Annotated in this window: 14 protein-coding genes, 1 other RNA gene and 1 pseudogene; 4 read left to right on the top strand and 12 right to left on the bottom strand. The window is 43.8% G+C overall.

What is annotated here, in order from left to right:
• Positions 1 to 145: 145 nt before the first annotated feature.
• The 7 genes from udp to P4S59_RS05160 all read right to left on the bottom strand — a co-directional run bounded on the left by udp (position 146) and on the right by P4S59_RS05160 (position 8,441).
• The gene (gene udp, locus P4S59_RS05190; protein WP_337168049.1) at positions 146 to 904 is read right to left on the bottom strand and encodes a uridine phosphorylase; all 759 of its coding nucleotides are present in this window, start codon (positions 902 to 904) and stop codon (positions 146 to 148) included.
• Between the two features lie 306 nt (positions 905 to 1,210).
• On the bottom strand, positions 1,211 to 3,517 hold the full coding sequence (locus P4S59_RS05185) for a zinc/cadmium/mercury/lead-transporting ATPase (RefSeq protein WP_337168048.1): 2,307 nt from the start codon (positions 3,515 to 3,517) through the stop codon (positions 1,211 to 1,213).
• Positions 3,518 to 3,696: 179 nt separating this feature from the next.
• Complete coding sequence (locus P4S59_RS05180) at positions 3,697 to 4,116, bottom strand: CBS domain-containing protein (protein WP_005390603.1); 420 nt, start codon at positions 4,114 to 4,116, stop codon at positions 3,697 to 3,699.
• Between the two features lie 248 nt (positions 4,117 to 4,364).
• Positions 4,365 to 5,099, bottom strand: a complete 735-nt coding sequence (locus P4S59_RS05175; protein ID WP_065645414.1) for an RNA methyltransferase — start codon at positions 5,097 to 5,099, stop codon at positions 4,365 to 4,367.
• Between the two features lie 208 nt (positions 5,100 to 5,307).
• Positions 5,308 to 5,404: signal recognition particle sRNA small type (ffs, locus tag P4S59_RS05170), an RNA gene on the bottom strand.
• Between the two features lie 137 nt (positions 5,405 to 5,541).
• Complete coding sequence (locus P4S59_RS05165) at positions 5,542 to 7,545, bottom strand: GGDEF domain-containing protein (RefSeq protein WP_104974319.1); 2,004 nt, start codon at positions 7,543 to 7,545, stop codon at positions 5,542 to 5,544.
• A 152-nt stretch (positions 7,546 to 7,697) separates the two neighbouring features.
• Entirely contained in the window at positions 7,698 to 8,441 is a 744-nt protein-coding gene (locus P4S59_RS05160; RefSeq protein ID WP_046874702.1) for a hypothetical protein, read from the bottom strand.
• Positions 8,442 to 8,698: 257 nt separating this feature from the next.
• Between P4S59_RS05160 and P4S59_RS05155 the strand changes: the two genes are divergently transcribed.
• Complete coding sequence (locus P4S59_RS05155; protein ID WP_005390592.1) at positions 8,699 to 9,001, top strand: DNA base-flipping protein; 303 nt, start codon at positions 8,699 to 8,701, stop codon at positions 8,999 to 9,001.
• A gap of 30 nt (positions 9,002 to 9,031) precedes the next feature.
• Here P4S59_RS05155 and P4S59_RS05150 read toward each other — a convergent pair whose 3' ends face one another.
• The gene (locus P4S59_RS05150; protein WP_012842007.1) at positions 9,032 to 9,466 is read right to left on the bottom strand and encodes a YbaY family lipoprotein; all 435 of its coding nucleotides are present in this window, start codon (positions 9,464 to 9,466) and stop codon (positions 9,032 to 9,034) included.
• Positions 9,467 to 9,706: 240 nt separating this feature from the next.
• On the opposite strand from P4S59_RS05150, the pseudogene tesB reads away from it, so the two are divergent.
• A pseudogene (tesB, locus tag P4S59_RS05145) lies at positions 9,707 to 10,566 on the top strand (acyl-CoA thioesterase II).
• A 66-nt stretch (positions 10,567 to 10,632) separates the two neighbouring features.
• On the opposite strand, the gene P4S59_RS05140 reads toward tesB, so the two are convergent.
• Together P4S59_RS05140 and P4S59_RS05135 are read right to left on the bottom strand one after the other, a co-directional pair.
• Entirely contained in the window at positions 10,633 to 13,698 is a 3,066-nt protein-coding gene (locus tag P4S59_RS05140) for a cadherin repeat domain-containing protein (protein WP_337168047.1), read from the bottom strand.
• A gap of 460 nt (positions 13,699 to 14,158) precedes the next feature.
• Positions 14,159 to 14,623 (bottom strand): Lrp/AsnC family transcriptional regulator, encoded by a 465-nt coding sequence (locus tag P4S59_RS05135; protein WP_005390577.1) that lies wholly within the window; start codon positions 14,621 to 14,623, stop codon positions 14,159 to 14,161.
• Positions 14,624 to 14,761: 138 nt separating this feature from the next.
• Between P4S59_RS05135 and P4S59_RS05130 the strand changes: the two genes are divergently transcribed.
• The gene (locus P4S59_RS05130; RefSeq protein ID WP_046874698.1) at positions 14,762 to 15,856 is read left to right on the top strand and encodes a PLP-dependent cysteine synthase family protein; all 1,095 of its coding nucleotides are present in this window, start codon (positions 14,762 to 14,764) and stop codon (positions 15,854 to 15,856) included.
• Between the two features lie 63 nt (positions 15,857 to 15,919).
• Here the strand turns inward: P4S59_RS05130 and P4S59_RS05125 are convergent, their stop codons facing one another.
• Entirely contained in the window at positions 15,920 to 16,237 is a 318-nt protein-coding gene (locus P4S59_RS05125; protein WP_005390574.1) for a DUF1244 domain-containing protein, read from the bottom strand.
• A gap of 213 nt (positions 16,238 to 16,450) precedes the next feature.
• On the opposite strand from P4S59_RS05125, the gene P4S59_RS05120 reads away from it, so the two are divergent.
• Entirely contained in the window at positions 16,451 to 17,026 is a 576-nt protein-coding gene (locus P4S59_RS05120) for a porin family protein (RefSeq protein ID WP_337168046.1), read from the top strand.
• A gap of 90 nt (positions 17,027 to 17,116) precedes the next feature.
• Here P4S59_RS05120 and P4S59_RS05115 read toward each other — a convergent pair whose 3' ends face one another.
• Complete coding sequence (locus tag P4S59_RS05115; protein ID WP_005390570.1) at positions 17,117 to 17,314, bottom strand: type II secretion system protein; 198 nt, start codon at positions 17,312 to 17,314, stop codon at positions 17,117 to 17,119.
• Positions 17,315 to 17,471 lie beyond the last annotated feature (157 nt).

The following is a 17,471-nucleotide window of genomic DNA, read 5'->3' as shown; positions in this document are numbered from 1 at the left end:
ACAGCTAGAATTCAAAATGATCAAAAGCAGCGTTACAGGCTGCTTTTTTTATACCTAATTTTTAAGTGTGGGTTTAGATAGGTAGAAAAAAACCAGAGGCATGCCTCTGGTTTTTCCGTTTGTTTAAAATGCCAATTATCGCGGCTTACAGCATTTTACGCGCTGCTTCTACTACCACCTTAATTGAACGAGCTTCCGTCTCTTTCAGAGTTGAATGATCTGGAATCTCTTTTTGTGTACGGTTGATGATTACACCCGCTACACAACCTGCTTTTAGACCAGAGCTCGCACACATTGTTAGCAATGTTGCAGACTCCATCTCAAAGTTAAGTACGCCCATGTCTTGCCATTCTTGCATAGAACCTTGGAAACGCTTAACAACGCGACCAGAGAACGTGTCGTAGCGCTCTTGACCTGGGTAGAAAGTATCACTTGAAGCCGTCACACCCATGTGAACCGCAGCGCCAGACTCTTCTACTGCCGCTTTCATTGCAGTTGCTAGTTCAAAGTCAGCAACTGCTGGGAATTCCATTGGCGCAAAGTGCAGGCTCGCACCGTCAAGGCGAACTGACCCCGTCGTTACGATCATGTCACCTACGTTTACATGCGGTTGAATTGCGCCAGTTGTACCAACACGTAGGAAAGTACGAACACCAAGTTGCGCGAGTTCCTCAACTGCGATAGAGGTAGAAGGGCCACCAATACCTGTAGAACAAACCACAACAGGTTTACCGTCTAATTCGGCACGGTATAGCGTGTATTCACGGTGACTTGCTAGAAATACTGGGTTTTCCATTTGTTCTGCGATTTTTTGAACGCGCGCTGGATCACCAGGAATGATGGCTAGAGTCGCACCATTAAGATCAGCTTCAGTAACACCTAAATGAAATACAGCTTGAGACATAAGTCGCTCCTTATTGTGGCTTATTTTATGAACAATAAGCTCATTAATCAGTTATTGGGTACAAATGCACTGTAGCGAACCTTTCACCAACATAGAGTGATCACAATCACAATGAGAAAATGTAATGAAACTATAATTTCACCCAAAACAAGCAATGATCACACTTTTGGGGAGTTTGGCTCATTTTGTTGCATAGCGATGCGTGATTACAAAAACAAACTAAAACATATTATTAGATTTCGTCGATACGGTTAAAAAAGCCCGAGACACGAATGCCTCGGGCTTTTTATTAACTAGTTAGGTAGGTCACTTGGCCTGCTTGGACTCAAAACGGAGCAATCTCAACGCATTTAACGTAACCAGTGCAGTTGCGCCGCTGTCGGCTAATACTGCCACCCATAGACCCGTAATACCCAGTAAACTTGTCACCAAGAAAACGCCTTTCAAACCAAGCGCTAACGCAACATTCTGACGAATATTACTTAACGTCGCACGCGATAGTTCTATCATGGCAGGTAACTCAATCAGACGATTGTGCGTTAATGCCGCGTCGGCCGTTTCCAGCGCAACATCCGTACCGCCTCCCATCGCAATACCGATACTCGAAGCTTTCATCGCTGGCGCATCATTAATACCATCTCCCACCATTGCAACGGTGTGTTGCTGTGATAGTTTCTCGACGTAATGCACTTTATCTGCTGGTAATAAGCTTGCTTTATAATCCAAGCCTATTCTGGTCGCCATTGCTTCAGCACTTCTCGGGTTGTCACCGGTTAGCATCACCGACGTTATCCCAAGCTCCTTCAACGTAGCGATAGCTTCTTGGGCATCTGGGCGCAATGTATCTTGCCATGCGATCACGCCAATGACCTCGTAATCGTAACGCACAATAACAACCGTTTTACCTTGTTGTTCCAACGTCACCACTCGCTCTTCGGTTTCTTGAGAAAGTGGGAAACCGGCCTTAGAAGGCGTGACTACTTGGACTATTTTCCCATCGACGTAACCAGTGACACCAGAGCCCACTTGTGCGGTTTTATCTAGCGCTTCAGGAATAGGAAGCCCCTGCTGTTGCACTTTATTAACTAAAGAAACTGCGAGAGGATGGCTTGAGCCAACTTCGATTGAGGCTGTCAGGCTAAGTAACTTGTCTTCATCTACATCAAAAGCAAAGACGTCGGTCACCTGCGGCTTACCTTGCGTCAATGTACCGGTTTTATCAAATGCGACGGACTCCACCTTACCAAGCAACTCAAGCGCCGCACCACCTTTGATTAATGCCCCCCGCTTTGCCGCAGCCGCCAAGCCAGAAGTAATCGCTGCAGGCGTTGAAATAACCAACGCACACGGACAGGCGATCAGTAACAGGGCAAGTCCTCGATAAATCCACGTTTCCCATGGTTGAGCAAACAACAGTGGTGGCGTGACGATAACCATCAAGGACACCAACATCATCAGCGGCGTATACCAACGGCTGAATTTATCCAGAAAACGTTCTAATGGTGCCTTACGAGATTCTGCTTCTTCAATCAAATGGAGAATTCGGTCAATCGCATTCTCGCCTTGACGAGAAGTCACCTGTAAACGAACGACTTTATCGACAACCACAGCCCCGGCCATCACTTTGCCACCCGTTTGGTGCTCAACGGGAACGGATTCTCCCGTTAACGCGCTTTCGTCAAAACTTGCAAGCGCATCTTGCAACACACCATCCGCTGGCAAACGACCACCGGGTGCAACTTCTATAATATCCCCCGGCTTAAGCTGAGCTGCAGGCACCTCTTTACGCTCACCATCAACAATTAAAATTGAATTTTCTGGGACTAAGTCCATTAGCGCTTGGACACCACTTCGAGCGCGGGATGATGCATATGTTTCTAACTTTTCACCAATAAGGAAAAGCAATAACACCATTGCCGCTTCAGCGGTTTCACCTAAATATAAAGCGCCGAGCGCTGCCACACTCATTAACGTTTCAATCGCAAAAGGCGTACCGCTACGCGCCAACTTGAGCGCTTTGAGCGCAATTGGGTATAAACCCAGTAAACAGGTCAACGTGAATAACCAAGTGCTTATTTGAGGGTCGATCTTAGAAATTATTGCCGCGACAACCATCGCACTAGCAATAGAGAGAATTTGAATGTTGTCTTTTACTACCCCACGCCAGCCCTTCGTTGCGGTATTTGGTTTTGGAGCATCGAGTGAAGAAAGCGGAAAACCTGTTTGTTGGGCTGTATGCTCTATCGTAGAGGTCAGCTCGCGATCGTCAAAATCGACAACCAGTTTTTCTGTTGCAAATAAGACTTTTGCTTGATTAACGCCTTCCAAAGACGTAATAGCCTTCTCAAGCTTTTGTGCACATGAAGGGCAATCCATACCTGACACAAGCCACGAGTTTCGAATTGAGGAATCACTCTCCCTTGAGGGCTCTTCTTCCTCACCAGGGTCGGCGCTACAACTCCCTCCGCTGCAACATGAACTTTCGGACACTTCTACGCCAGCTTGAGAAATGTTGAGTGAAGATTTTACTGGTGCGCAGCACGACTCGCTCGCGCCAAGCGGCACCGCAGTTTTGATTTTGCTAGATTGGCAACCTTGATGTTTCGTGCACATAATTTATTTTCCTTATTGGTGTAGGCTCTTTGCCTATGACTAAGGATAAACCTTAGAGCTAGCTCCAAGGTCAAGGTAATTTTTTAAAAACTCGTCGATTGAAAATAAAAAAAGACGCCGAAGCGTCTTTCCAAATGACTTATTTAAAATCAAGCACCTATGAAATTTGATCAAAAAGGTTAAACTGGATGCTTAAAACACTCATTTAAAGTCATCCCGATGGCGCGCAGCACATCTCGCCTAGTGATAACGCCAACCAATTTACCTTTGCCGTCAACCACTGGATACATTTTTGGCTTACCAATCTTCATCATGTCAGCCAACTCAATCACTGACATGTCTGGAGAAACAGATAAAACATCGTCATGCATACACTCTTGAACGGTATGCGTATCTTGGCAGTGATAACTCGCTTTCACCAATTTATCTAACAAATCTTGCTCTGATAAGAATCCAACTACCTTTTCATTCTCATCAATGACGGGTCCACCTAATGTGACGCTTTGCATGACTTTATTCAAAGCAGCCGAAAGTGACATATCTTTAGTGAAGGTCACCGCTTGCAACGTCATGTAATCTTTTACTTTTAATGAATGCATTCTTATCTCCTTAAGGGCATTTTATTGCGGCCTTTAGATAAGTGTCGCCTAATTTCCTGAATTTACTAAATGGAAATGAGTAATTTTATTTATAGGTGCAGCCTATTGATCTGAATCAAAATTAAGTCATCATCGGCATTCACTGTTGTTTAATTGAGTACAACTTGCAAATGGGCTCATTTTTAACAGGTGGTAAATACAACAAAGCCAGTCAAATTGACTGGCTTCATTATTGGCGCATAGTTACATTAACAATGATGTCGACGCATATTGTCTAAAATAATACCGGTTGCCATTGCGACATTCAGCGACTCAGCACCACCAAATGCCGGAATCGTGATCTTATTTGTCACGAGCTTCGCAGCTTCTTCACGTACGCCGTGGGACTCGCTGCCCATCAACAAAATACCTTCAGCAGCGAATTCCGTTTTATGAACGCTCTCCCCTTCCAGAAACGCGCCATAAACTGGCAAATTGGCTTCTTCTAAGTAACTTGGCAAATCCACCAGACTCACTTGTACGCGGCCAAAACTGCCCATGGTCGCGCTGATCGTCTTAGGGTTATACGGATCAGCACAATCTGTACTCGCAATAATGTGCTTGATGCCATACCAGTCTGCGACACGAATAATCGTTCCTAGATTACCTGGGTCAGATACGCCATCTAGCGCAATCATCAAGCCTTTTGCTTGAGGCACTTTTACACTCGGGATTTCAACCACTGCAATGGCCGCGTTATTGCTCACGAGAGTGCTCGCTTTGGTCAGGTCGTCAAGCGATGCTTCAATGCAATCAAAACTACATAGCGCACTAGCGTTTTGTTCGAGAAATGCTTCGGTTGCGAAGACGTGCTTCACCTTTAATGAACTGCTTGCCAGCTCTAAAACGTTCTTTTCACCCTGAACTAGGAATAAGCCATGCGCTTTACGCTGTTTCTTTTGACCTAAAGCACGAAGCAGTTTTAATTGGTTTTTTGAAATCATTAAAGTATCCCAGGTGAAAATGGTTATTCGGCGAATGTACTCGAAATAATCTTCACGACAGTTCGGTATCAAGCGCGTGAGATTATAAATTATACCTAAATAACCTCAAGAAACTTGATTCATCAGAAGACTTTGAAGAGCAAACGCAGTAAAAGAGGGTTCAAAAACGAAAAAAGCCCTGCGATATACGCAGGGCTTTTAAAGGGTGGGACCCCAGCCACATCCCGGCACACAAGTCACCCGCTGCGGCTGCTTCCTTCCGGACCTGACCGAGTTCACGAGCTATTGTTGCGAGAGGACCAGAGCCCCATAATTCTTTTCGAGAGGACTTGCCTCAATCGATGGGGCGATTATTCAGTATCAGCCCTCATAATGCAAGAGCAAAAACCTTGAATTTCGTCATTTCATTACCGTTTGGACAAAACTCGATCAATTCATTCCTCTATGATTGAGCCACGTAACGATGCGAAGAAGGATAGCGGCGTGTTGACTGCTTACTTGAATACATATCTTCATCAGCTAAATGCATGGCTTGCTCTAAGCTCATGTGCTGTTCTCTTTTTGCAGAGACACCGATAGAGATACCCACAGACTCTAACTCACTACACAGTTTGCCTTTTACATCAATTCTACTGAGCTCTTTCATTGCCCTATTTAATTCTGCTTGAGTCGGGTAGCCCAACAAGATGAACTCATCTCCCCCTATCCGGTAACTTTTCCCTGACCATACATAATGAATTTTTAGCGCCAATAATTGCAACACCTCATCACCAGCACGGTGACCGTACGTATCATTGATTCGTTTGAAGTGGTTAATATCCAAGTAAAGTATGGATAGATCTTTGTTTACGCCTTTTCGATGTTTTACTTGCAACGCGCGGCGATTTCTTAACCCCGTTAAATTGTCGGTATTCGATTGACGGTAAAGATAGAGCGAAACGCAAATCGCAAACAACAATACAAAGACAAACACAGCCTGTGTTTGCGTCGCCAGCCGAACCTCATATTCAAGCGCGGTACGCCAATCTGGGCGCAGGTCGTACTGGGCAATGATCTTATCAACTTCCAACATCGCTATCGCTCGACTGAAAAAAGGAGCAAGCATGGCACCTTTCTCGTTCGCCACCAATCCAACAGAAAGTTGTGACTGGTAAAACTCGCCAATCGCCGTGTCCTGCTCTATCGGAACCAACTCGCTCAGACGTAAAAAGTGGTTGAGCATCGCGGTATCCATCGGAATGTAATCGACCTCTTCATTCAATAAACCCTGAATGAGTTCTTGTTGGGTACGATAACGTTTCAGCTCTTTTAGCGGTAAAAGTTGTGTCATCATTTGGTCGAAAAAGTCGTCCTCAACCACACCAATCCGCTCAGAGATCAACTGTGACACATGAGAGTAAGTGTTCGGCTTGTAACCTAAACGCTTGACCATAACGGATGCTGGTGAGTAATGGGGCTTGGGAAAGTAACTAAATTCATGCCGCTCGCGACTGACCGTTAACGGCGCTAAAATTTCAAAGCTCCCCTGCATAAACTCGTGATACATGGAGCCCCAACTTTCATTTGGCTCACTAATGATCACGCAGTTTAATGCCAAGATCTCACAGCTTCTCAGGACGACATCTGCCGTCATCCCTTCGATACTGCCGTCTTCGTTGTAAACAACATATGGAAAGATAGATTCGAGCTTGATCCGTATAGGCTCACTAAAATCGAGAGGTAATAAGCGAATAGATTCTCGCAATGCCGCTCGCCTGAGTTCAAATTGATACTGGGAGATCTCTTCACGAAGTTGCTTTTGCACTCCTTCCCCATGAATAAACGTAGCGAACGTATCCAACTCTTCGAGATGATGATCTTTTTTACTGATGATCGATACTGGCTTTATCGAAATCTGATCATTTAACATCTTAGCGTCAAAGCCCTCCAGCAGCATCGGCTTAAGCTGATTGATGGCATCGACTACGCCTTCAACAACGCCTGATCTCAGTAACGTTACCGCTTGCTCATGACCTTGATAAGAGACCTGTTTTAGCTCCGGGTAGTATTGTTTGAGTAATTCGGCATAAACCGTATCTTTAGGGACGCCAACTCGTGAAATGTCACTCAACGTCGAGTCTTTTAAACCAAAAAGGTAGGTATATTCGATATTAGTTGGGCGGGAGTAACTAAAGCGTTGAGCACGCTCTTCTGTGTAAGTGATATTCGCAGCAAAATCCGCTTCCCCATTCGCGACGGAATTTAGAATGGCATCAAAGCTGGAATAGTTCACATATTGAACGGTAAAGCCGAACTCTTTCGATGCAGCATTAAAAAGAACACGGGTGACGACATCATCCGCTTCTGTCGCAACTTTATAATGAGCAATTAAAGGTGATTCAGCTTTTACATTCAAACTCAGTAGGCAACAAGTAAAAAGCAACAGTGTTCGAGCAAAGGTAGTCATGACAAACTTATCTTAAATCAACCACTTATATTGTGGTTATTATTATTGGAAGTTTAGTAAATATGAAATGAAGAACATATACTAATCTTCATTTTGTTCCACAACCAATTCGATAGTCTGCCGCACGTGTCACTTTTTACCTGACGAAATACTCATAATTCTGCCTGTTCATCGCTGCTACGTAAGATATAGTCCGTCATCCAAGCCGTTCCTAACAAACAGATCCAAACAACAAAAACAGGGTTTGGTACATCTGTAGTCGGACTCACCACTAAGGCAGCAAAGCCAACAGTCGGTAATGTCCAGCACAATAGTTTACTCCAACGAATGGAGTGTTTAAGCTTCGCGAGGGTTTCCATTGAAGCCAGCATTCCTGTCACGCTCAATGCCACAAGCACGGCATATGGCAAGCCAGCAATCCATAATGGGAACAACAACAGCATCGGCCACCAGCTGTGCTTATTGGATGGGGTCCAATGTACAGCAGACCACCACATCGCCATGACCGCGACAGTTTGAACCACTGTAACCCAAGCGGATCCATCCAGCTTCCCACCTTGTTGCGTGACCATAATACCGACTTGTAGAGTAAGTACGATTAGGCCTGCGGTGAGCAGAACGCCCAACGAACTTCTACGAGAGAACACTACCATTAAAAGTGGGAAAAGGATCAAAATACCAATCGATAGCGCGATTGGCTGCATTGAGAGCGTAGCGCCAAAAGCCATCATTGCGCCCAGCAACACCAAGCCTGCAAACCCGCCTTGTGGCAAGATCCACAACGCCGGGATCATGAGTGCAAGAACGGGAATATCTCCCTCGCTCAAACTCATCGCTCGAACGCACACCACTGCGAGTAAAGTCGTAATGAAAAATTGAAGTGTCGATAAAATCATAGCGCCTCCTGGCTTCCCCACCTACTTGGTAACTCAACGGCAAAAACTGGGATTAAAAGTCGTTGAGAGGGTCTAGATTCAAGCTTAGCTTGTGTTTGTTTTATGCTTTTTAACGCTCATTAACATACGGCACGACTGAAGAGAAAATGTGATCAACAAAAGTCAATCGCGGGCAATATAAACGTTAAGAACCGTTAGCAATATACAAGTCCGATGGTTTACCATTCCTTAGTAATCCACAATAGACACTTTTGAGTATGGACCAATTTTTAGCGCAAATCTTTGCTGTAATTCACCAAATTCCAAAAGGAAAAGTCTCCACCTACGGGGAAATCGCAAAAATGGCAGGTTACCCGGGCTACGCAAGACATGTTGGTAAGGCGCTTGGTAATTTGCCAGAGGACAGCAAACTCCCGTGGTTTAGAGTGATAAATAGTCAAGGAAAAATATCCTTAAAAGGCAGTAATTTAGAACGACAAACAAAGAAATTAGAAGCCGAAGGAATTGAAGTATCTGAGATTGGAAAAATTTCGCTAAGAAAATACAAATGGCAGCCTTAGGCTGCCATTTTTTGTTCGCTGAGTTTGATATTAACGCGTACCAACTAGACGAATATCCAACTGGTGAGTTTGTGCTTCATCTGTGATTACACCGTTATGCGTATCGCTGATAAAACGCAATTTACCATCCACTTCAATACGCGCACGGACGCTGTAACGATGGTTTGGTTTGATTTCATTGTTATCGTAGTTCAGTTCAAAAGAAAGAGGAACTTGTTTACCTTCCGTTTCGAATGTCTGCTTTGCTAGTACTTTTGCTGGCGCGTCAGCCAAAGACACATCTTCTAACGCGACGGTAACCACTGCGTTTGGCGGCAGAGCAATACGCTCACGGTAAGCCACTGTACCTGTAATCGTCTTCATTGACGCCTCTGCAGATTCCATTTCTGTATTTTGAGAAGTTTGGCAACCCACTAACGCAGCCCCAAAGAGTAAAGAAGTAACAAGCAGTAGTGTTTTTTTCATATCTTCCTCGAAAAGAGTATTAAACCGGAGCAATTATAGGTGTGGAATATAAAACTGTCTGCTTCCTGTCAGTTTATTTGACAATAGTTTGACTGAGTTAGAATTTATCAAACAATTGATTTTGTTTCATAATCGGAACAATACTATTTCTAAGTTACTCAATAGTTCTTAACTATGGCACTTCACAAGAGTGAGACTGTTGAGGTAAGTTGGAGTGAAAGACAACGGTGAGGAGACACAATGAGTAAACCATTACGAGAATTGCTCAGCCTACTACAACTCGAAAAATTAGAAGAAGGCTTGTTTCGTGGCCAAAGTGAAAACCTAGGTTTGCCTCAAGTGTATGGTGGCCAAGTGATTGGGCAAGCGCTTTCTGCTGCGCGCTACACCGTTGAAGAAACACGCGCGGTGCACTCCTTCCATAGCTATTTTTTGTACCCTGGTGATCCAGAAAAGCCCATCATTTATGATGTAGAAAACCTAAGGGATGGCCGTAGCTTCAGCACCAGACGCGTTAAGGCGATTCAAAATGGACGCCCTATTTTCTACCTAACGGCGTCTTACCATGGCGATCAACCTGGGTTTGATCATCAAAAGGAGATGCCAGACATTCCTGGCCCAGAAAACTTCGCCTCTGAGAGTGAGCTTGCTAGCCATATAGCCGAATTCCTGCCAGAGCGACTACGCAAAACATTTTGTGGTGAAAAGCCAATTGAAACCCGTCCTGTTACGGTCATCAACCCCCTAAAGCCCAAAAAGCAGAGCCTAAACAGTATCTTTGGATTCGTGCCAATGGTGAAATGCCAGAGAACCTGCTTATACATCAGTACCTGTTGGCCTACGCATCAGATTGGGGATTCCTCGTGACAGCAATGCACCCACATGAAGTGTCATTAATGACGCCAAACTTCCAAGTTGCCACCATTGACCATTCAATCTGGTTCCACCGTCCGTTCAAAATGGATGAATGGTTGTTGTACGCGATAGAAAGCCCAACAGCGAGTAATACTCGTGGGTTGGTGCGTGGCGAAATCTATAACCAGCAAGGTCATTTAGTGGCAACCGCAGTGCAAGAAGGTGTAATGCGCTATACCAAGTAACCGCTAAGCCTTAAACGACAAAAAAGGAGTGCTCAGCACTCCTTTATTGTGGGTATCAAACAATAATTAATTTGGTTGATACTTCATGTTAGCAACCGACCATTCATACAATGTTCTTGGTTCTCCAAATTCGTTTCCTTTGTTAATCATACCGGGTTCTAAATAAAAGCCACCAGGATCAGTCTCTAAAAACGACCCTTTATCACTTGGTAAAAATTTGCGTTGGCCGCGGCGATAAATAATCACTGGCGCTTCTAACTCATACTCTACCTTTTCCATCTGCGAGTCATCAATTACTAAGAATCGAGTCATACGAATCGAGCTACCACTGGTGCAATACCCTGGGTCATCATAATCAATTGCTTGATAAGGCTTGAGAGCATCATCGAACAGCTCTGATCTACATCCATCGAATCGAGCAACATGCACCCACGCTGCTTTTACTAGAGCTTTGTCATCATTACCCACCGGCTTAAATGTAAGCAGCGCAACCTTACCTTTACCGTGCATTTTCAGTTCTTCATCCGTTGGCTCACGCACCGAGCGAACGTTCATCAAACCAAACTCACTTTCTTCTAAGTTAGAAAACTCAGGTGCATTTAGCGTGCTAAACAATACCGTTTGTTCAGTCTCAAGCAATGTATATTGATCCGCAACACCTTCATCTGCAAAGCTCAGATATACCTCAACTTTCTGACTTTCCAACGCTTCGTAATCACGAGATTCTCCTTCCGAAACGTCGAGAGAAATCAAGCGTTCTTTTACCGGAGGGAGGTCAAGTAACTCCAACTCTTCTTTATCAGCATCTAATGAAGCGACTCCTTTAACTGTTGAGCTGGATATTTTATAACTACGGTTTCCTATTGGTGTACCGAAGTCTAGCTTAACCTTTTTAAATGGTTCAAATTCCACCTTCATTGTAGAAGTACTTAAACCAGGGTGCTTCGCTTTGTTAATAGTGCCATTTACGATGATTGTTTTAGTTATGTAGTTGCGCCCAGTAAGGGTAACTTCTAATTGGTACGCACCTGCATGCAGGATTTTCAAACGCCCTGTATCAGAAGAAACTAACTCGACCACAGGATCTTTTTGGTTAATAAGGCGGTAACTAGCCTTCGCAGCTCCACCACTCATCACAGGTGAGATAACACTACCTGCGGAGAAGCCTACCGTTGGGTAAGTAACCGATACGGGGTTTGCGCCAGGTTTAATCGTGACTAAGAAACTGCTTTCACCCGGGTTAACTTTATCGTCCCCAGCATCCGAAACAATAATTTTTGTACTACCCGCGTTAAGAATTTGCATGGCACCCGTTTGGCTGTTTAAGGAAACCACATCTGTTGCTGCGTTGTCTTCAAATCGATAAGTAAGCTCCCCGACCACACCAGAGATTTCCGGCGCAAGAAATGTTTGGTCAACCTTCCAAATCTCTTCCACATCGGATTGAACTTCAATTCGACTCGGCGCACTCAGAATTGTCACGTAGACTTTTTGATCAGGACCAACGGTATAATTCGCGCTCTCTTTTCTGCGCACAGTTAACGTCGCTTTACCCGCTTTATACACATGGAGACGTCCTTCACTAAATCCACCGACAACATCTGGTGCGGTGTTATCTACAATCTCAATTTGCTCGTCAGCACTCAAACCAAAATCACGATGAAGATCAAAACTGTATTTATTACTGTATACAACATCATAATCGTGCGTTGCCATCGGTTGGCCTTCAGCCTTTGCAACTTTGATGACAACATTAAATTGAATAGGTTGGTAGAACTCCCCACCATCGTCTTCAAACTTAAGACGATATTCTCCAGCCGTCTCTACTTCTAACTTGCCATCGGTCATTCTTAAACCGTCCGGTAAACTACCGACTAGGCTTACGTTGCCTTTTTGTCCTGAAAATGCCAAAGGAATTGAGAGGCTAGGCTGATAAATAAGCGACATTTCAATGTCGTTCATCACTGGATGAGGCGCGCGATTAACTTCAAGCTCAAAGCGAGTTTTGCTTGCAGGATAATTACGCATATCATGCTCGTAAATTTCCACTTCAGAAGCACCAACGCCTTTGATCAGTAATGCTTCACCATTTTCAGTTTTAGCAACAACGTCTTCACCACGAATAATTTTCAGCTCATAGCCACCGTAGGCATTAGTCACTTTAGGGAAAATTCGTCCACCTTCCTCATAAGTGGTGACGATATCCGCCGCGCTGATTGCTTCGCGTTGACCTTGTTTTACATCCACAACAAATTGCGCCGTTTGCTGTTTATCTAGAAACGCGTCGCTGTAAGTTGCTGTCGCTTCAACGGTTAACTGCCCGACATTATGAACAAGGAGCAGACCTGACTCCGAGTTGAGTAACTCGGCAACGTTGTTGTCTGGCTCGCTGCGAATAATTTTGTATGTGATACTTTGCGTTTGAGCTTTATCTAAACGTGCAGGTTCTAACGTCAGCCCTTCCCTATATTCGTCCTCAAGCAAGGCGAATTGAAGTTGCCCAGACGCTACTCCATGAAGCTTCACCGTTGCGCGAACTTGCTTCGGCAGATAAAGCTCGTTACCTGAATCTGTAATCAGTACCGACGCCTGACCAATTGAGCCTAATGAATATACCGAACCGTTCTCATCAACCCGAATCAAGTTATGACCACTTTCTACTTCATAACTCAGTTCACCTTTTTGGCCACGAACGGTCAGCGCTTTCCCTTCAGACTCGATTGCATTGAAGTTTAGATCACTAACCGAAAGGTCTGTGTTAATACCTCGTTCCACAGTGATAGAAAATCGTGCTTCAGAGGATTCATAAGCAGAACTGCTATCCGTAGCCAGAATTGTTGCCGTTCCTGGACGCAAAATTTGTAGCACTCCAGAGTCATTAATTTTCACAACATTTAGCGGATTAGAGTCAATGACTTGATAAGACACCGAACCATGTACATTGCTCAATTTTGCCGCAGTAACGGTTCCCACGCCCTCAAACTTCAATACCGTGTCTTCAGCTTTTAACTGTGGACGGCTCTGCTTTATCATCGTAGTTGGTGTGTTTGTATTGTTCGTTTTAGAGTCACCTCCACCACCACAACCAGCGAGTAACACCGCGAGAAAAAGCAAATAATATTTTCTGTTCATTTTTAGAAACACTTTGTCACAAATAAGTGCTGGCGATAATAATACGATGTTTTATTAATCACTAGCTTCATTTTTGAGTACTTTATTACTTAAGTATTTACTACTGTATTACGCATAAGAATAAATGCTCAGAAGTGGTGACTAAAATACACAAAACAACACAAAGCAAACGTTTAAATTAAACTAATTAATTAATTTAGTAAAAATGAATATTCAATAAAAATAAAACACGACAAATAAAGAGGAGAAATTGCGTTATTTTTTCATGCGTTTTGCTGTACGAGCGCTTGATGAAGAATAAAAACAAACAGTTAATGCGCAAATAGAAGAGAGAATAAATATCGTTTATATTTATTCCAATCCAGTAAAAAGTAACGTAGTTAGAATAACCCTGCTACCTGTTAACACTTAAAATGCTAACAGGTAGAGTAACCATTAAATAAAATTCGTATAAAGCTATTTAGTTGAGAAGTGGTAACTCAGTCGTATATTTAATGGATTCCATAGCAAATGTTGAAGTCACATTAGACAATCCCTTTACACTATTAACTAAGCGCTTATAAAACTCGTCAAAACACTTCATATCTTTCACCAGCACTTTCATCATGTAGTCATACTCGCCGGCCATACGATAAAACTCCATTACCTCGGGGAAATCACTCACTGTTGTGACAAAGTGGTGATACCAATCTTCGGAGTGATCGATGGTTTTTAGCTGAACAAAAGCGATAAAAGACAGGTCGAGTTTTTCTGCACTCAGTAACGCCACGCGCTTTTCGATGTAGCCTTCTTCTTCCAACCTTTTCAAACGCTTCCAACATGGCGTCGTTGTCAGATTTACCTGCTCTGCTAACTCATTTAATGACAAGGTGCTGTCGGTTTGTAACAACGCAAGCAGCTGTTTATCGACCCGATCCAAACTCATCCTATAAAACCCACGAAGTGTAGAAAACTTTTCTATCAAAATAGTCATTACCGGCAACTATAGCAAAGTTTTTCTCTCGTATTATAGGTAAATTATTCCCATCTAATGCTTATCTATCGATTTCCAAGGAGAGACGCCATGTGTACTGACCACAACTGGATCAACAATGCAGTGCGTAAAATTGAAGCAGACTTTCAACGTTCTGCTGATACTCATTTATTTAAACTCGAACTGCCTTCTCTTGATGGTATCGATATCTACCTAAAAGATGAGAGCACGCACCCAACAGGCTCTCTGAAACACCGATTGGCACGCTCGTTGTTTCTTTATGCGATTTGTAACGGATGGATTGGTCCTGAAACCACAGTGATTGAAGCGTCCTCAGGCAGCACTGCCGTTTCAGAAGCGTATTTTGCTCGCTTGCTTGGCTTACCGTTCATTGCCGTTATGCCGAAAACCACCGCGCGTAAAAAAATTGAACAAATTGAGTTTTACGGTGGTACAGCGCATCTTGTAGAGCGCTCAGATCAGATTTATGACGAGTCTCGACGTTTGGCTCAAGAGTTAAATGGTCACTACATGGATCAGTTTACTTATGCTGAACGTGCGACTGACTGGCGCGGCAACAACAACATTGCGAACTCTATCTTTAGCCAAATGGAACTAGAAGATCACCCAATTCCTAATTGGGTAGTAATGAGCCCAGGAACTGGTGGCACGTCTGCAACCATTGGTCGTTTTATTCGTTACCAAAAATACGACACCAAACTTTGTGTCGTAGACCCTGAAAACTCGGTGTTTTACGACGCTTTCCAGTCAGGTAATCACTCATTAAAAGGTGAGACCGGCAGCAAAATTGAAGGCATTGGTCGACCACGTGTCGAGCCAAGCTTTATTGCAGGTGTCATTGATGAAATGCGCAAAATTCCAGACGCTGCCAGTGTGGCAACCGCCCATTGGGTATCTCAGCTGATTGGGCGTAAAGTCGGCGCATCGACAGGCACGAACCTTTACGGTGTGCTTCAACTGGCCTGCGAAATGAAACAACGCGGTGAAACAGGCTCTATCGTGACACTTTTATGTGACTCTGGTGAGCGTTACTTAGATACGTATTACGACTTAGCATGGGTAAAAGAGAACATCGGTGATATTCAACCTTACCTCGCGCAACTTGAAGTCATTCAAGCGAAAGGCTGTGTCGAACCTGCATGTTGCGGTCCAATTACCGCTTAATATGTAAATTCGAATGTAAAAAACAGCCCGCTGATGTGCGGGCTGTTTTTTTGGAAATGAGTATTACTTTTTCTGACGCGCTTCAAACGCCGCCAATTGTTCTGGCGTTGCCGCTGGCTGATGATTTTGTTTCCATTCATCGTAAGTCATGCCGTAAACACGTTCGCGAGCGTCATCAATATCTAAATCCACACCGAGATTTTCCGCTTCAGCTTTGTACCATTTGCTAAAGCAGTTGCGACAGAAGCCCGCAAGAATCATGAGGTCGATGTTCTGCACGTCTTTATTCGCGTCTAAATGCGCCAATAAACGACGAAATGTCGCCGCGTCTAACTTATCTTGTTCTTCTTGAGTCAGATTTTTATATTTGAATTCAGCCACTTTCCTTTCCTTCTCTCTTATTTGATTGACGTTAGTCACCATACCGAATAGTAAGTTCTCCAGCCTAGGAAGTCTGCTTTAGCGCAACAATTCCCAGTCTAAATGACTACCTTTGCGCAAAAGCTGATATGATAAACGCCATCTATCTTATTGATTAAATTAATATTAACACAACTCATTACAACGGTCTTTTACAAAGGTTATCGTCAAGTTATGAAAAACGCCATTCTATTATTGTCTGCCTTGACCATCAGTGTGCCGACTTTTGCTGCTCAAGAACAAACTCATCAATCTTATTTTTATCTGGGTACAGGTAACGTCGGTTTTGATACACCCTATTTTGGCTCAGACAGAGACAATGAGTGGTCCACACCACATATCACTGTTGGTTGGGGCTATCATGTTAATCAATACCTTACGTTTGAAGGTGTGCTTCGCTACTCCCAAAACGAACTTAAAAACGACACACTGAAAACAGATTTGGATTTGCACTATTACCAAGCGGGTATGTCAGCAGTATTGACCAGTGATAACCTTGGCGATACACCACTTTCTTTGTTCGGCCGCGTGACCGCGTTGGGGACTCAGGCAGAAATGTACGTTCCAAACCAACAAAAAGTCACAGATGATTCAGGAGCACTATTCAATATCGGTGCTGGTGTCCATTGGGATATGAGCAAAGACATCTGGTTGCGCGCAGAGTACATCTATAATGTCGCAGATATGGGCTTTGAAGATTTTTACGACAGCTACGAAGGTGTGCAAGTTAGCTTAGGGAAACGCTTCTAACATTAGATAGCACCAAGTTACCAGAATTGAAATACAAACAAGCCGAGGTTTTTACCTCGGCTTGTTTTACAATCTACGGTGTGTCATCAGTTACTGAGCGGAGAACTTTTCTGTTGTCTCTTGATTCACATGGCTACTTGGTTGCCCGGCATCGAGAGAGTGTAAAATGCCATCTTGACGATCCTTTAGTGCATTCGTTAACGTCGGAAGTGCAGTGGTCGCTAACAACGCCATAACACCCGCAACTAAAACCATTTCTACCATGTAACTACCACGTACTTTTTTCAAGAGAACACCTCAAATAATAATAGGTATATGCTGCTTTCCCGGCATGACACCTAACAAGACCCGACATTCAGTCAATACGATGAGCGAGTCCTGTGCCCCTCGAAGAAGTGGCGAAATAATAAACAAAAATAATCATTAGATCTATAAGTAATCACTC

Source organism: Vibrio sp. M60_M70, assembly GCF_037162085.1.
In the GTDB taxonomy this organism is placed as follows: domain Bacteria; phylum Pseudomonadota; class Gammaproteobacteria; order Enterobacterales; family Vibrionaceae; genus Vibrio; species Vibrio diabolicus.
The sequence above is the reverse complement of the archived record's forward strand: the minus strand, read 5'-3'. Positions and strand labels throughout refer to the sequence as shown.

Bases quoted from the DNA above. Each gene is read 5' to 3' on its own strand.
- P4S59_RS05130 (WP_046874698.1), top strand. From the start codon at position 14,762: ATGTGTACTGACCACAACTGGATCAACAATGCAGTGCGTAAAATTGAA.
- P4S59_RS05155 (WP_005390592.1), top strand. From the start codon at position 8,699: ATGGACCAATTTTTAGCGCAAATCTTTGCTGTAATTCACCAAATTCCA.
- P4S59_RS05160 (WP_046874702.1), bottom strand. From the start codon at position 8,441: ATGATTTTATCGACACTTCAATTTTTCATTACGACTTTACTCGCAGTG.
- P4S59_RS05140 (WP_337168047.1), bottom strand. From the start codon at position 13,698: ATGAACAGAAAATATTATTTGCTTTTTCTCGCGGTGTTACTCGCTGGT.
- udp (WP_337168049.1), bottom strand. From the start codon at position 904: ATGTCTCAAGCTGTATTTCATTTAGGTGTTACTGAAGCTGATCTTAAT.
- P4S59_RS05135 (WP_005390577.1), bottom strand. From the start codon at position 14,623: ATGAGTTTGGATCGGGTCGATAAACAGCTGCTTGCGTTGTTACAAACC.
- P4S59_RS05165 (WP_104974319.1), bottom strand. From the start codon at position 7,545: ATGACTACCTTTGCTCGAACACTGTTGCTTTTTACTTGTTGCCTACTG.
- P4S59_RS05180 (WP_005390603.1), bottom strand. From the start codon at position 4,116: ATGCATTCATTAAAAGTAAAAGATTACATGACGTTGCAAGCGGTGACC.
- P4S59_RS05175 (WP_065645414.1), bottom strand. From the start codon at position 5,099: ATGATTTCAAAAAACCAATTAAAACTGCTTCGTGCTTTAGGTCAAAAG.
- P4S59_RS05150 (WP_012842007.1), bottom strand. From the start codon at position 9,466: ATGAAAAAAACACTACTGCTTGTTACTTCTTTACTCTTTGGGGCTGCG.
- P4S59_RS05120 (WP_337168046.1), top strand. From the start codon at position 16,451: ATGAAAAACGCCATTCTATTATTGTCTGCCTTGACCATCAGTGTGCCG.
- P4S59_RS05185 (WP_337168048.1), bottom strand. From the start codon at position 3,517: ATGTGCACGAAACATCAAGGTTGCCAATCTAGCAAAATCAAAACTGCG.